1 protein-coding gene is annotated in these 432 nt (G+C 61.1%); it reads left to right on the top strand.

The annotated features are described in order from the left end of the window. Positions 1–432: immunoglobulin-like domain-containing protein (locus tag ACM6G4_RS20685; RefSeq protein ID WP_414914506.1), on the top strand; the 432-nt coding region annotated here is incomplete at both ends.

The raw sequence follows: 432 nt of genomic DNA, 5'->3' as shown, positions 1-432 counted from the left end.
TCCACCGTGGCTGAAGGCGGTTCGGTGACTTACACCGTGACCCTGACCAACTCGGCCGGTCTGCCGATCAATAACCACGGCCCGTTGGAGTTCACCCTCTCCGACGGTACGAAGGTAACTGTTCCAGCGAACGGGACCTCCGGCTCTGCAACCATCGCCGCTGCCGACGACGTCTTCACCGGCGGCCAGGCGCCGATCGTCAACAAGCTCGAGAGCGTTACTGGCGCGGACAACTTCGAAAAACTGACCCTGAGTCAGACCGCAGTCGACACCAGCGTCACCGATGAGCCATCAGGCCAGGGCGACAAGGTCACCGTCAGCATCGAAGGCAATGGCGGTGTGCAGGAAAACCTCGCGCCGACCTTCACCGTCAAGGTCGACCAGAAACTCGATCACGACCTCAAGGTCACCTTGAGCAATGGCGACACCGTC

The sequence above is a fragment of the Pseudomonas sp. IT-P258 genome, from assembly GCF_949767825.1.
Taxonomy (GTDB): domain Bacteria; phylum Pseudomonadota; class Gammaproteobacteria; order Pseudomonadales; family Pseudomonadaceae; genus Aquipseudomonas; species Aquipseudomonas monachiensis.
Note: the sequence above shows the minus strand (reverse complement) of the source record. Positions and strands in the feature narration are given on the sequence as shown.